Source organism: Streptomyces deccanensis, from assembly GCF_022385335.1.
GTDB classification, from domain to species: Bacteria; Actinomycetota; Actinomycetes; order Streptomycetales; family Streptomycetaceae; genus Streptomyces; species Streptomyces deccanensis.
Genome location: NZ_CP092431.1, coordinates 2,157,937 through 2,170,973, shown reverse-complemented (window position 1 = coordinate 2,170,973; position 13,037 = coordinate 2,157,937). Strand labels below are relative to the sequence as shown.

Genomic DNA, 13,037 nt, shown 5'->3' with positions numbered 1-13,037 from the left:
GCCCCTGAAAAGCGGGGCTGCGCCCCTGCTTTTTCGGCCCGAAAGGGCCGTGGGCCCGCCAGGGCCTGCGGCCCTTTCAGGGGCGCGGGGAACTGCGCGACCAGCCCCCACGCACCCGCACCCGCCGACGAAACAGGCACCCCCGAGCTATAAGGCGCCCGGCCTCACACGTACCGCTTCAGCTCCCGCCGGGCCAGCGACCGCTGATGCACCTCGTCAGGCCCGTCCGCGATCATCAGCGTCCGCGCCCCCGCGTACAGCTCGGCCAGCGGGAAGTCCTGGCTCACACCCCCCGCGCCGTGCAGCTGGATCGCCCGGTCGATGATGTCCACGACCGTCCGGGGCGTGGCGATCTTGATCGCCTGGATCTCCGCGTGGGCCCCCTTGTTGCCCACCGTGTCCATCATCCAGGCCGTCTTCAGCACCAGCAGCCGCAGCTGCTCGACGGCGACCCGCGCGTCGGCGATCCAGTTGTGCACGACCCCCTGCTGCGCCAGCGCCTTGCCGAAGGCCTCCCGCGCCACCGCCCGCCGGCACATCAGCTCGATCGCCCGCTCGGCCATCCCGATGAGCCGCATGCAGTGGTGGATGCGCCCGGGGCCCAGCCGCGCCTGCGCGATGGCGAAGCCGCCGCCCTCCTCGCCGATCAGGTTCGAGGCCGGCACCCGCGCACCCTCGAAGATCACCTCGGCGTGTCCGCCGTGGTAGTGGTCCTCGTACCCGAAGACCCGCATCGCCCGCTTCACGGTGACACCCGGGGTGTCACGCGGGACCAGGATCATCGACTGCTGGCGGCGGATGTCGGCGCCGTCCGGGTCCGTCTTGCCCATCACGATGAAGATCTGGCAGTCGGGGTTCATGGCCCCGGAGATGTACCACTTGCGCCCGGTGATGACGTACTCGTCGCCGTCGCGCTCGATCAGCGTGGTGATGTTGGTGGCGTCCGACGACGCCACCTCCGGCTCGGTCATCGCGAACGCCGAGCGGATCTCACCGGCGAGCAGCGGCTCCAGCCACTGCTTGCGCTGGGCCTCGTCGCCGAACTGGCTCAGCACCTCCATGTTGCCCGTGTCGGGCGCGGCGCAGTTCAGCGCGGTCGGCGCCAGCTGCGGGGACCGGCCGGTGATCTCGGCGAGCGGCGCGTACTGGAGGTTGGTGAGCCCCGCGCCGTACTCCGAGTCCGGCAGGAAGAGGTTCCACAGGCCCTGCCTGCGGGCCTCGGCCTTCAGCTCCTCCACCACGGCGGGCGTGTCCCACGGCGAGTCCAGCTCGGCCCGCTGCTCCTCGGCCACGGCCTCCGCCGGGTACACGTGCTCGTCCATGAAGGCGAGGAGCTTGGCGCGCAGCTCCTCCGTACGCGCGTCGAATGCGAAGTCCATGGGGATCAGCCTTCCTGGGAGCCGGAACCGGAGCCGGTACGAAGAGTCGTGAGGCCGTGTTCGATGAAGACGGGGACCAGGTCGCCGATGCGGTCGAAGCCGCGGCCGACCGTCTGGCCGAGGGTGTACCGGTAGTGGATGCCCTCCAGGATCACGGCGAGCTTGAACCAGGCGAACGCCGTGTACCAGGACACCGAGGAGACGTCACGGCCCGAGCGCGCCGCGTACCGCTCGATGATCTCGGCGGGATCCGGGTGCCCGGCGGCCGTCGCGGTCGTCGAGACGGGGGAGTCGGGCGTGGCCAGCGGCACGCTGTACATCACCAGCAGGCCCAGGTCGGTGAGGGGATCGCCGAGCGTGGACATCTCCCAGTCGAGGATGGCCTTGATCGCGTCGTCCTCGCCGAGCAGGACGTTGTCGAGGCGGTAGTCGCCGTGGACGACCGTCGCCGTGGGGGAGTGGGGGAGCCGGCGGCCCAGCGTCGCGTGGAGCTCGTCGATGCCGGTCAGTTCGCGGTTGCGGGACGCGTCCAACTGCTTGCCCCAGCGCCGCAGTTGCCGGTCCAGGAAGCCCTCGGGGCGCCCGAAGTCGGCGAGGCCCACCTCGGCCGGGTCCACCGCGTGCAGCTCGACGAGGGTGTCGACCAGGCCCAGCACGGCGGCCCGGGTGCGCTCCGGACCGAGCGGGGCCAGCTGCTCGGCGGTGCGGTACGGGGTGCCCTCGACGAAGTCCATGACGTAGAAGGGCGCGCCGAGCACCTCCTCGTCCTCGCAGAGCAGCACGGGGCGGGGCACGGGGACGTCCGTCGGGTGCAGCGCGCTGATCACGCGGTGCTCCCGCTTCATATCGTGCGCGGTCGCCAGCACATGGCCCAGCGGCGGCCGCCGTACGACCCACTTCGCGGTGCCGTCCGTGACCTCGTACGTCAGGTTCGACCGCCCGCCCTCGATCAGCCGGCCGGTGAGCGGGCCGCCCACGAGTCCGGGCCGCTCGGCGTCGAGCAGGGCGCGGAGCCGGTCGGGGTCGAGACCTGGCGGGTGGTCTGGGTGCATCATCGCTCCTACACGCGAACGCGTTCTACCGGGACCCGTCTCATGATGCCGACCGGTCGGTATGTCGTCCAGTGGGCCACACGAAAGTGATCGGCGTCTCCACACGATCCGGCCGCTCGCGAGCGGCCGGATCCGACGCACCCCGGCACACGCGCCGCCGGGCGTGCCGTCACGCGTGGCAGGTCATCATCTCCCCGCCGTTGATGGTCGCCATGTCCATGAACCCGGCGAACGGGTCGACGCCCTCACCCTCCGGATGCCCGTCCAGCTCGGCGTACGCCCGGTGCAGGTTCGCCACCAGCCGCTCGCTCTCCGGCAGCGCGCCGTACTCCCCGAGATCGGTCTTCCGGGCCGCCTCCAACGGCGTCAGCCCCGCCGCGTGCGACGTCTCGGCGACCTCCGCCACGAACCGCATGTACCGCTCGGCCCGGTCGAACGCCGACGGGTCGGTCACCGGCCCGTGCCCCGGTACGACGGTCTCGGCACCCAGCTCGCGCAGCAGAGCCAGCGCCCGCAGCGAACCGCTCAGCGACCCCATGAGGAAGAACGGCGTCCCGCCCTCGAAGACCAGGTCCCCCGCGAACAGCACCCGACGGTGGGGCAGCCAGACGACCGAGTCGCCGACGGTGTGCGAGACGCCGGGGTGGATGACCTGGGCCTCGATGTCGCCGACGTGCAGCGTCACCCGGTCGTCGTAGGTCAGGTCCGCGCCCTGGATGCTCACGTCGCCGAAGTCGGTCTGCGGCCACAGCAGATGCAGGTGCTGTCCGCTGGCGAGGGCCTCGCGGCGGCAGGCCGCGTGCGAGACGAGGGTGGCGGTCGGCGTGAAGAAGCCGTTGCCGTAGGTGTGGTCCCCGTGGTGGTGGGTGTTGACCAGGAGCCGGGGCCTCGGGACGCCCGTCGCGTCGAGCGCGGCGCCCAGCGCGCGGGTCCGGCGCTCCGTCGCCGCCGTGTCCACGAGCAGGGTGGAGGTGCCGTCACTCACGAAACCCGAGTTGTTCAGACACCATCCGCCGTCCGGCTGCACATACGCGTACACGTCGCTCGCGAGCTCGACGGTGTACGGCTCTTCCGCGGTCATAGTGACCCCCTTCATCCCCCCGGATCGTCGCCAACTGGTGGTCAGAGCCTGCCAGTCGACGACGAACCGGTGGAATCCGGGGTGCGGGAACGCCGCGGGTCAGTGGTCGTCCCAGTGCCCCTCGTGGGCGGCGTGCCGGTGTCCGTCGTGCACGTAGTCCACGTGGTCCCCGTGTGTCACCGCCTGGTGCCCGCAGTCCTCGCCGTGCTCGTGCGCGTGCCCCTCGTGCGCGGCGTGCCCGCTCGGCTCGCACTCGTCCCAGTGCCCGGAGTGCTCGCGGTGCAGATGCCCGTCGTGCGCGTAGTCGGTGTGGTCACCGTGCGTCACGGCGGTGTGTCCGCAGGCCGGGCCGTGGTCGTGGTCGTGGACGGGGTGTTCCTGGTGAAGGGTGGTCATGGTGCTCGCCTTCGCTGGTACGAGGAATGACATATCCAGGCTAGTCACAGAAGTCTCAATTCTTCCTTTCTGCAACTCCATGCACAGACCAAGACCTGCCCCTCAGAACACCAGCGCCGCGCCGCACACCGCGAGGGCGATCACGCACAGGACGGCCGCCGTGGCGGCCGGGGGCGAGAGGACGGGCGGTCGGGCGGCGGCCAGGGCGGCGATACGGCGGTGGGCGAGCGCCAGGAGGGCCAGCCACAGCACCGCGCACAGGGCGGCGGCCAGTACGCCGGCCGTGGACGGTCCGCCGTGCAGCGCGGACTTCACCGCGAGCACGGCGATCACGGCCCCCGTGAGGGTCGTACGGCGCCAGGCGAGCCGGGTGCGCTCGGGCTGGAGGCCCGGGTCGCGGTCGGGGGACGCCGGGGGAGCGGTTGGTGTGCTCACCCCTCCCACCCGAGCAGGACGACGGCGACCATCGCGACGGCGACCACGGCGACGACGAGGCCGAGCAGCGCCGGGAAGCGCGACACCGGCAGGTCCTCCCCGCGCCGCATCGCCCGCTCGCAGCGCACCCAGTGGTTGACCGCCCGGAGCGCGCACAGCACCCCCGCGGCCAGCAGGGCGAGCGCGAGCCCGACCCGCCAGCCCCAGCGCAGGTCCGGCAGGAACTGGTCCACCGCGAAGCCGCCGCCGATCAGCGCGAGCGAGGTGCGCAGCCACGCCAGGAACGTCCGCTCGTTGGCCAGGGAGAACCGGTAGTCCGGGGTTACGCCGTCCTTCCGTACGTCCTCGGGGACGAACCAGAGCCGGACGTTCCGTACAAATTCGATCACACGCGGGACACTACCGGTCGGCTTCGAAGCCTCCGCCGCCCCTGTGCTCCTTCAACCGCTCGTACGCCGCCGTCCCGTCGGGCACCCACTCCCACTCGCCCAGCCGCTGCTCCACCTCGGCCTCCGTGAGGAACTCGTGCCAGTCGACCTCCTCGACCTGCGGGTTCACCGGCGACGTGCAGCGGACCTCGTACACGGCCGACCACCAGGTGCGTCCCGCCCCGTCGTCGTACAGGAACTTGAACAGCGGGTCGGGTCGCGGCAGCCCCGGGACCCCCAGCTCCTCCTCGGCCTCGCGGAGCGCCGCGTCGTCGTAGGCCTCGCCCGCGCCGACGACGCCGCCCACGAACATGTCGTACAGCGCCGGGAAGACCAGCTTCGTCGCCGTACGCCGATGCACGAAGATCCGCCCCTCGGCGTCCCTGACCAGCACGAACACGGCCCGGTGCCGCATCCCCCGGGCATACACCTCCCCCCGCGGTGCCTGCCCGATGACCTGGTCGTTCTCGTCCACGATGTCGAGGATCTCGTCGGCTGCGCTCATACCCCCATCCAAGCAGGGAGTGGTGCGGCGCGTTCTCGGCCGCCGGCCCGGCGGGGCTTCTCGCGCAGTTCCCCGCACCCCTGAAAACCCAGGCCCTGCGGGCCTGAAAAGCCACGGGGCTGAGGGCTGAAAAGGCGACCGGGCTGCGGCTCGAAAGCGACGGTGCTGAGAGCTGGAAAGGCGACCGGGCTGCGGCTTGAAAGCGACGGTGCTGAGAGCTGGAAAGGCGACCGGGGTGCGGCTTGAAAGCGACCGGGCTGAGGGCTCGAAAGGCGACCGGGCTGCGGGCTTGAAAGCGACGGTGCTGCGGCCTGAAAAGCACGGGGCGCAGCCCCTGCTTTTCAGGGGCGCGGGGAACTGCGCGAGCAACCACGACCCACCCGCACCCGCCGACGAAACAGGCACCCCCACCCCCTCACGCGCCCGACCCACTCCCTCACACGCCCCCACTCATCACGCGCCCCCACTCATCACGCGCTCCGCTGCAACTCCCCAACCCGCGCACCCCCGGCGGAGCCGCACGGCATGGCTGGATGCATCCCGAGCAGCACCACCCCCACCACCACCCCCGCCAACCCCACGCCCTCCCACGCGAGCGCCCCCGCGTCCATCCGCAGCCGATCCCCCAGGAACCCCACCCCGCACACGATCCCCGCCAACGGCTGCGCCGCCGTGAGCGCCGGCAGGGACATCCGCAGCGGCCCCGTCTCGAACGCGCTCTGCACCAGCACCAGACCGGTCACGCCGAGCGCAGCGACCCCGTACGGCTGCCACGAGGTGAACAGCCCGCCCCAGCCGGACCCCGCGAACAACTGCCCGCTGACCCGCGTGAGCGCGTCCTGCACGCCGTACAGCAGCCCGGCGGCCACCGCCAGCAGCACCGGCGCGGCGCTCATCCGTGACCGCTTCGCGTACGCCGCGAGCAGCAGCGCGAGCCCCACCATCACGCCGATGATCAGCCACTGCCGGAACGGTCCGCCGACCGCCGCCCCGCCCTCCGGCCGCCCGGCCACGATGAACGCGGTGACACCGCCCGCGAGCAGCAGCAGCCCCGCCCAGCCCTGGCGGCCCAGCGGCTGCCGGGTCTGCCGGCGGGAGAGGGCCAGCGCGAAGAGCAGGTTCGTGGCGAGGAGCGGCTCGACGAGCGTGACCTCGCCCTGACCGAGCGCGATCGCCCCGAGCGCCATGCCGCACACCATCAGGGCGATGCCGCCGAGCCAGCGCGGCACCCGGATCAGGTCGAGCAGCAGGCGGAACGAGAGGAAGTCGCCCAGCGGGGCGCGCACGGCGGCCTGCTGCTGGAGCACGAAGCCGAAGCCCAGACAGCAGGCGGCGCCCACGGAGAGAAGGAGAACGAGAACCGACACGCGGAGTACCTCGGGTCGTCGGACGGGCCACGGCGGACGTCCCCGAGGGAGTCTCCGCTCGGCATCCTGGCCGGAGGGCGATTTGTGCCCCGATGGGTGGCCCGATAGGTATTCAGGCGACTGTAGCGGCCCCGCCGTGGGCTGTCCGTAAGAGGAGACACATCTCGGCAGTTGACTAGGTCACGCCTTCTGCCGAAGGATCTGATCCCTAAGCTGCTGACCGGCCGGTAACAAAGCGGGGCCGGGCCCGGCCCGTTCCGGTGTGCCCCCGTTCGCCCCGCTTGCCTGACCCGTTCCCGAGAGGACGTCCTCCATGTCGTACGACGCAGATGTGATCGTGATCGGGGCGGGCCTCGCCGGGCTCGCGGCGACCGCGGAGCTCGTCGACGCGGGCCGCAAGGTGATCCTCCTCGACCAGGAGCCGGAGCAGTCGATCGGCGGCCAGGCGCACTGGTCGTTCGGCGGGCTCTTCTTCGTCGACTCGCCCGAGCAGCGCCGACTGCGGATCAAGGACAGCCACGCCCTCGCCCTCCAGGACTGGATGGGCACGGCCGCCTTCGACCGCGAGGAGGACCACTGGCCGCGCAAGTGGGCCGAGGCGTACGTGAACTTCGCGGCCACCGAGAAGCGGTCCTGGCTCCACCAGCAGGGCGTCCGCTTCTTCCCGGTGGTCGGCTGGGCCGAGCGCGGCGGCTACGACGCCAACGGCCACGGTAACTCCGTCCCCCGCTTCCACATCACCTGGGGCACCGGCCCCGGCCTCGTCGCGCCCTTCGAGCGGCGGGTGCGGGAGGGAGTGGCCCGGGGACTGGTCCAGCTGAAGTTCCGGCACCGCGTGACGGGCCTGTCGCGCAGCGCGGGCTCCGTCGACACCGTCACCGGCGAGATCCTGGAGCCGTCGACGATCGAACGCGGTCAGCCGAGCAGCCGTGAGGTCACCGGCGCCTTCGAGCTGAGGGCCCAGGCCGTGATCGTCACCTCCGGCGGCATCGGCGGCAACCACGACCTGGTCCGCGCCAACTGGCCCGAGCGCCTCGGCAAGGCACCGGAGAAGATGATCTCCGGTGTCCCGGCGCACGTCGACGGCCGGATGCTCGGCATCGCCGAGGAGGCGGGCGCGCGCCTCATCAACCGCGACCGCATGTGGCACTACACCGAGGGCATCCAGAACTGGAACCCCATCTGGGAGAACCACGGCATCCGCGTCCTCCCGGGCCCGTCGTCGCTCTGGCTGGACGCCCGCGGCAAGCGCCTGCCGGTGCCGCTCTTCCCCGGTTTCGACACCCTCGGCACCCTCGAACACATCATGAAGACCGGGTACGACTACACCTGGTTCGTGCTCGACCAGAAGATCATCGGCAAGGAGTTCGCCCTCTCCGGCTCCGAGCAGAACCCCGACCTGACGGGCAAGTCCATCAAGGACGTCTTCATCCGGGCCCGCGCGGACGTCCCCGGCCCGGTGAAGGCCTTCATGGACCACGGCGTCGACTTCGTCGTCGAGAAGGACCTCGGCTCCCTGGTCCGCGGCATGAACGCGCTCACCAAGGAACCGCTGATCGACGAGGCCGAGCTGCGCCGCGAGATCGTCTCCCGGGACCGCGAGGTCGCCAACCCCTTTACCAAGGACCTCCAGGTCATGGCGATCCGGGGGGCCCGCAACTACCTCGGCGACAAGCTCATCCGCACCGCCACCCCGCACCGCATCCTCGACCCCAAGGCGGGCCCGCTGATCGCCGTCCGCCTGAACATCCTGACCCGCAAGACCCTCGGCGGTCTGGAGACCGACCTCTCCTCCCGCGTCCTCACCGAGGGCGGCGACCCGCTGGAGGGCGTGTACGCGGCGGGCGAGGCCGCCGGCTTCGGCGGCGGCGGTGTCCACGGCTACCGCTCCCTGGAGGGCACGTTCCTCGGCGGCTGCCTGTTCTCGGGCCGCACGGCGGGCCGGGCCGCGGCGAAGGCGACGGGCTGATCCGGGTCCCGCCCGCCCCTCGCGGAGGCTCCGGCGGGTGAGGAATTCCGTCGAATTTCCGCCGTTCCTGGCATGACGGGGGCGGCGGATGTTCGAATCAAGGGGTGAACCCTGAACATCCCGAAGCGCGGGAAGCGCCGACGGAGCACCACGAGCACCACGAGGACCAGGAGGATCGGGGCGGCCGGGAGCCGGGCCGACCGATCGGCCGCCGTATCCTCCTCGGCACCCTCGGACTCGGCGCCCTCGGCGTCGTCTCCGCGCCCGTCCTCCAGCGCGGCATGGAGGCGTTCCTCGGCGAGGCGGCCCAGAAGGACCCCACCGGACTGACGGGCCTGCTCCCCAACGGCGGCGGCTTCCGCTACTACTCGGTGACGGCGTCGGTCCCCCGCAAGTCCGCCGCGAACTACCGCCTCACCGTCGGCGGACTGGTCGACAAACCCGCCACCTACACCCTCGCCGACCTGCGGGCCCTCCCGCAGACCCGGATGGTGAAGGACGTCCAGTGCGTCACCGGCTGGCGCGTGCCGGACACCCCGTTCGAGGGCGTACGGCTCTCCGTGCTGCTGGACGCGGCCGGGGTGCGCTCCTCGGCGACGGCGGTCCGCTTCACCTGCTTCGACGGGGCGTACAGCGAGAGCCTCACCCTGGAGCAGGCCCGCCGCGCGGACGTCCTGGTGGCCCTGCGCATGCAGGACAAGGACCTCGGCCACAACCACGGCGGCCCGGTCCGCCTCTACGTCGCCCCCATGTACTTCTACAAGTCGGCGAAGTGGCTCTCCGGCATCGAGGTCACCGAGGAGGTCGAGCCCGGCTACTGGGAGGAGCGGGGCTACGACATCGACGCGTGGGTCGGCCGATCGAACGGGCGGGACGATGAACCGACGACTTGAGGAGCGGCCGGTCGTCACGGACTCCCGCGTCCCGCGCTTCACCGCCGCCGAACGCTGGATCCACCGGACGGCCGCCGCCCTGATGGGCATCTGCGTGGCGACGGCGGCCTGCCTCTACCTCCCCGCCCTCGCGGAACTGGTCGGCCGCCGGGCCCTGCTGGTGACGGTCCACCAGTGGACGGGTCTGCTGCTGCCGCTCCCGGTCCTGGCGGGTCTCGCCTCCCGCGCGTTCCGCGCGGACATCGGGCGCCTCAACCGCTGGGGCCCGCACGACCGCCTCTGGCTCCGCGCCGCCCGCCGCCGGGCGCCGGGTCCGCGCCCCGCCGCCAAGTTCAACGCCGGGCAGAAGCTCTACGCCGCCTGGATCGCCGGCGCCACCCTCGTCATGCTCGCCACGGGCCTGATGATGTGGTTCACCCATCTCACCCCCCTGATGTGGCGCACCAGCGCGACCTTCGTCCACGACTGGCTGGCCCTGACCATCGGCATCGTCCTGGCCGGCCACATCGGCATGGCCCTGGGCGACCCGGAGGCCCGCCGGGGCCTGCGGACGGGGTCGGTGAGCAGGGAGTGGGCGGAGAGCGAGCACCCGCTGTGGCGGCCGTAGACGCGACGGTCACAGCGGATGCTCTTCGGGCAGGACCTGCTCCCGTACCGCGCTCCCGTACCGCCTAGATGATCAGCGACAGCAGCAGCACGATCGCCCCGGCCACCACCGAGATGATCGTCTCCATCACCGACCACGTCTTGATGGTCTGGCCGACGCTCATCCCGAAGTACTCCTTCACCATCCAGAAACCGGCGTCGTTGACGTGGCTGAAGAAGAGGGAGCCCGCGCCGATCGCGAGGACCAGCAGGGCCGTGTGCGTGGTCGACATGTCCGCGGCGAGCGGGGCCACCAGGCCCGCCGCCGAGATCGTGGCGACCGTGGCCGACCCCGTCGCCAGCCGGATCGCCACCGCGATCAGCCAGGCCAGGACGAGCGCGGGGATCGACCAGTCCTCGGAGATCTCCAGGATCATCTGCCCGACCCCGGAGTCGATGAGCGTCTGCTTGAAGCCGCCGCCCGCGCCCACGATCAGCAGGATGCCCGCGATCGGCGCGAGGGACTTCTCGACGGTCGAACCGAGCCGCTCCTTGGTGAACCCGGCCGCCCGCCCCAGCGTGAACATGCCCACGAGCACGGCCGCCAGCAGCGCGATCAGCGGTGAGCCGACGACGTCGAAGACCCGCTGCACCATGTTCTCGGGGTCGTCGACGACGATGTCCACGAGCGCCTTGGCCAGCATCAGGACGACGGGCAGGAGGACGGTCGCCACGGTCGCGCCGAACCCGGGCCGCTTCTCCAGCTCCTCCGAGGGCCTCGCCTCGATCATGCGCTCCGGCACCGGGACGTCCACCCAGCGCGCCGCGTACTTCGAGAACAGCGGACCGGCGATGATCACGGTCGGTATCGCGACGAGCAGGCCCAGCGCCAGCGTGACGCCCAGGTTCGCCTGGACCGCGTCGATCGCGACCAGCGGCCCGGGGTGCGGCGGGATCAGCCCGTGCATGACCGACAGACCGGCCAGCGCCGGGATGCCGATGCGCATCAGCGAGTAGTTGCCGCGCTTGGCGACCATCAGCACCACCGGGATCAGCAGCACGATCCCGACCTCGAAGAACAACGGCAGTCCGATCACCGAGGCGATCAGCACCATCGCCCACGGCATCGCCCGCCCCTGGGCCTTGGCGAGGATGGTGTCGACGATCTGGTCGGCGCCCCCGGAGTCCGCCAGCAGCTTGCCGAGGATCGCGCCCAACGCGATGAGCACGCCGACCCCGGCCACGGTCGTCCCGAGCCCGGTGGTGAAGCTGGCGATCGCCTTGTCCAGCGGCGCCCCGGCGAACGCGCCGAGCGCGAGCGAGCCGATGGTCAGCGCCAGGAAGGCGTGCACCTTGAACCTGGTGATGAGCACGACGATCACGGCGATGCCCGCCAGTACGGCGATGCCCAGCTGTGCGTGCCCCGCCGAGGTGATCGGCTCGACGGGGTCCGCTGCCAGCAGCTCGACGTTGAGTCTGGTCACGGTGATTCCTTGGTCGGTGGGTTTCGGGGGAGGTGGGGGAGAGACGGAAGGAGGAGGCGGCGCGCCGAGGGCCTACGACGACGCCGGACCGAGCTCCCGCAGCGCTTCGACCGCCCGCTCGGCGATCTCCTCGGGCGCGCCCGACACATCGACCGTGACGCCCGCCTCGTCCGCCTCCAGCGGCTGCAGCGTGGCGAACTGCGAGTCGAGCAGCGCCGTCGGCATGAAGTGGCCCTGCCGGTGGGACATCCGGTCCTCGATGAGGGCCCGGTCACCGGCGAGATGCACGAGGACCACACCGGGCGCCGCCGCCCGCAGCCGGTCCCGGTAGGAGCGCTTCAACGCGGAACAGCTGACCACCCCGCCGAGTCCGGCCCGGTCGTGCGCCCAGGCGCCGATGGCGTCCAGCCACGGCCCTCGGTCCGCGTCGTCCAGCGGTGTACCGGCCGACATCTTGGCGATGTTGGCCTCGGGGTGGAAGTCGTCGCCCTCGGCGTAGGGAACGCCGAGCCGGGCCGCGAGCAGGGGGCCGACCGTGGTCTTCCCGGTCCCTGCCACGCCCATCACCACGACGACGTGAGGGCTGCGCATCACTACCTCGCTGTCTTCGTCGACATCTGGGACGTCACCCGACGTCGACGACACTGAAACCCATTAGGTACGACGAATTCAAGTCCCGGACACAAATAAGTCTGACTTTTTCTCCGCTCCCCGCTCCTCGTACCCTGATCTCCATGACCACACCGGGCCGGGGGCTGCACGGCCGAGTACTGGAGACCCTCGGACCGGCGATCACGGCGGGCGAGTACCCGCCGGGCAGCGTGCTGCGCACGGACGAACTCGCCCAGACCTTCGAGGTGTCCCGCTCCGTGATGCGCGAGGCGGTCCGCGTGCTGGAGTCCATGCACCTGGTCGAGTCCCGCCGCCGGGTCGGCGTGATCGTCCGCCCGCCCGCCGAGTGGAACGTCTACGACCCGCAGGTCATCCGCTGGCGCCTGGCCGGCGCGGACCGCCCCCGCCAGCTGCGCTCCCTCACGGTCCTGCGCTCCGCCGTCGAACCGATCGCCGCGGGCCTCGCCGCGCGCCACGCCACCGCCGAGCAGTGCGCCGCGCTCACCGAGTGCGCCATCGGCATGGTCGCCAACTCACGCGGCCACCAGCTGGAGGGCTACCTCCGGCACGACGTCGCCTTCCACCGCCTGATCCTCGACGCCTCCGGCAACGAGATGTTCGCCCGCCTCGGCGACGTCGTCGAGGAGGTCCTCGCCGGCCGCACCCACCACGCCGTGATGTTCCACGACCCCGACCCGGCCGCCGTCACCCTCCACGTCCAGGTCGCCGAAGCCATCCGCGAGCACGACGCCCCCCGGGCCGAACGACTCACCCGCGAGATCACGGTCGGCGCCCTCCAGGAACTGGACATCCTGGCCCCCAACGGCCATTCTCCGGCGGCCGGTTGACCG

At 71.5% G+C, this 13,037-nt stretch carries 14 protein-coding genes; 4 read left to right on the top strand and 10 right to left on the bottom strand.

What is annotated here, in order from left to right; translation table 11 throughout:
- Window positions 1-164: 164 nt before the first annotated feature.
- The 8 genes from L3078_RS09685 to L3078_RS09650 all read right to left on the bottom strand — a co-directional run bounded on the left by L3078_RS09685 (window position 165) and on the right by L3078_RS09650 (window position 6,643).
- Complete coding sequence (locus L3078_RS09685) at window positions 165-1,379, bottom strand: acyl-CoA dehydrogenase family protein (RefSeq protein WP_239753010.1); 1,215 nt, start codon at window positions 1,377-1,379, stop codon at window positions 165-167.
- Between the two features lie 5 nt (window positions 1,380-1,384).
- A complete protein-coding gene (locus L3078_RS09680) occupies window positions 1,385-2,431 on the bottom strand; it encodes a phosphotransferase family protein (protein ID WP_239760263.1) in 1,047 nt (348 codons plus the stop codon).
- A 169-nt stretch (window positions 2,432-2,600) separates the two neighbouring features.
- Entirely contained in the window at window positions 2,601-3,512 is a 912-nt protein-coding gene (locus tag L3078_RS09675; RefSeq protein ID WP_239753009.1) for an MBL fold metallo-hydrolase, read from the bottom strand.
- A 99-nt stretch (window positions 3,513-3,611) separates the two neighbouring features.
- On the bottom strand, window positions 3,612-3,908 hold the full coding sequence (locus L3078_RS09670; RefSeq protein ID WP_239753008.1) for a hypothetical protein: 297 nt from the start codon (window positions 3,906-3,908) through the stop codon (window positions 3,612-3,614).
- Window positions 3,909-4,010: 102 nt separating this feature from the next.
- The gene (locus L3078_RS09665) at window positions 4,011-4,343 is read right to left on the bottom strand and encodes a DUF202 domain-containing protein (RefSeq protein ID WP_239753007.1); all 333 of its coding nucleotides are present in this window, start codon (window positions 4,341-4,343) and stop codon (window positions 4,011-4,013) included.
- Window positions 4,340-4,732 (bottom strand): YidH family protein, encoded by a 393-nt coding sequence (locus L3078_RS09660; protein WP_239753006.1) that lies wholly within the window; start codon window positions 4,730-4,732, stop codon window positions 4,340-4,342. The genes L3078_RS09665 and L3078_RS09660 overlap by 4 nt, the downstream gene beginning before the upstream one ends.
- Window positions 4,733-4,742: 10 nt before the next feature.
- Window positions 4,743-5,276, bottom strand: a complete 534-nt coding sequence (locus tag L3078_RS09655; RefSeq protein ID WP_239753005.1) for an NUDIX hydrolase — start codon at window positions 5,274-5,276, stop codon at window positions 4,743-4,745.
- A 470-nt stretch (window positions 5,277-5,746) separates the two neighbouring features.
- Window positions 5,747-6,643: a DMT family transporter gene (locus L3078_RS09650; protein ID WP_239753004.1), complete on the bottom strand. Its 897-nt coding sequence runs from the start codon at window positions 6,641-6,643 to the stop codon at window positions 5,747-5,749.
- Window positions 6,644-6,956: 313 nt separating this feature from the next.
- Between L3078_RS09650 and L3078_RS09645 the strand changes: the two genes are divergently transcribed.
- From L3078_RS09645 to L3078_RS09635, 3 genes are all read left to right on the top strand, one after another.
- Window positions 6,957-8,612, top strand: coding sequence for an FAD-binding dehydrogenase (locus L3078_RS09645; protein WP_239753003.1), 1,656 nt, complete (start codon window positions 6,957-6,959; stop codon window positions 8,610-8,612).
- A 104-nt stretch (window positions 8,613-8,716) separates the two neighbouring features.
- Window positions 8,717-9,505, top strand: coding sequence for a molybdopterin-dependent oxidoreductase (locus tag L3078_RS09640; protein WP_239753002.1), 789 nt, complete (start codon window positions 8,717-8,719; stop codon window positions 9,503-9,505).
- Window positions 9,489-10,112 (top strand): cytochrome b/b6 domain-containing protein, encoded by a 624-nt coding sequence (locus L3078_RS09635; RefSeq protein WP_239753001.1) that lies wholly within the window; start codon window positions 9,489-9,491, stop codon window positions 10,110-10,112. Before L3078_RS09640 ends, L3078_RS09635 begins: the two co-directional genes overlap by 17 nt.
- Before the next feature lie 64 nt (window positions 10,113-10,176).
- Here L3078_RS09635 and L3078_RS09630 read toward each other — a convergent pair whose 3' ends face one another.
- Together L3078_RS09630 and L3078_RS09625 are read right to left on the bottom strand one after the other, a co-directional pair.
- Window positions 10,177-11,574, bottom strand: a complete 1,398-nt coding sequence (locus tag L3078_RS09630) for a GntP family permease (protein ID WP_239753000.1) — start codon at window positions 11,572-11,574, stop codon at window positions 10,177-10,179.
- Between the two features lie 72 nt (window positions 11,575-11,646).
- Window positions 11,647-12,165, bottom strand: a complete 519-nt coding sequence (locus L3078_RS09625; protein WP_239752999.1) for a gluconokinase — start codon at window positions 12,163-12,165, stop codon at window positions 11,647-11,649.
- A gap of 143 nt (window positions 12,166-12,308) precedes the next feature.
- Here L3078_RS09625 and L3078_RS09620 point away from each other — a divergent pair, with 143 nt between their 5' ends.
- Window positions 12,309-13,034, top strand: a complete 726-nt coding sequence (locus L3078_RS09620; RefSeq protein ID WP_239752998.1) for a FadR/GntR family transcriptional regulator — start codon at window positions 12,309-12,311, stop codon at window positions 13,032-13,034.
- The last annotated feature ends 3 nt before the right edge of the window (window positions 13,035-13,037 follow it).

Coding starts and splice junctions, on each gene's coding strand:
- L3078_RS09685 (WP_239753010.1), bottom strand. CDS start 1,379: ATGGACTTCGCATTCGACGCGCGTACGGAGGAGCTGCGCGCCAAGCTC.
- L3078_RS09680 (WP_239760263.1), bottom strand. CDS start 2,431: ATGCACCCAGACCACCCGCCAGGTCTCGACCCCGACCGGCTCCGCGCC.
- L3078_RS09675 (WP_239753009.1), bottom strand. CDS start 3,512: ATGACCGCGGAAGAGCCGTACACCGTCGAGCTCGCGAGCGACGTGTAC.
- L3078_RS09670 (WP_239753008.1), bottom strand. CDS start 3,908: ATGACCACCCTTCACCAGGAACACCCCGTCCACGACCACGACCACGGC.
- L3078_RS09655 (WP_239753005.1), bottom strand. CDS start 5,276: ATGAGCGCAGCCGACGAGATCCTCGACATCGTGGACGAGAACGACCAG.
- L3078_RS09645 (WP_239753003.1), top strand. CDS start 6,957: ATGTCGTACGACGCAGATGTGATCGTGATCGGGGCGGGCCTCGCCGGG.
- L3078_RS09635 (WP_239753001.1), top strand. CDS start 9,489: ATGAACCGACGACTTGAGGAGCGGCCGGTCGTCACGGACTCCCGCGTC.
- L3078_RS09625 (WP_239752999.1), bottom strand. CDS start 12,165: ATGCGCAGCCCTCACGTCGTCGTGGTGATGGGCGTGGCAGGGACCGGG.
- L3078_RS09620 (WP_239752998.1), top strand. CDS start 12,309: ATGACCACACCGGGCCGGGGGCTGCACGGCCGAGTACTGGAGACCCTC.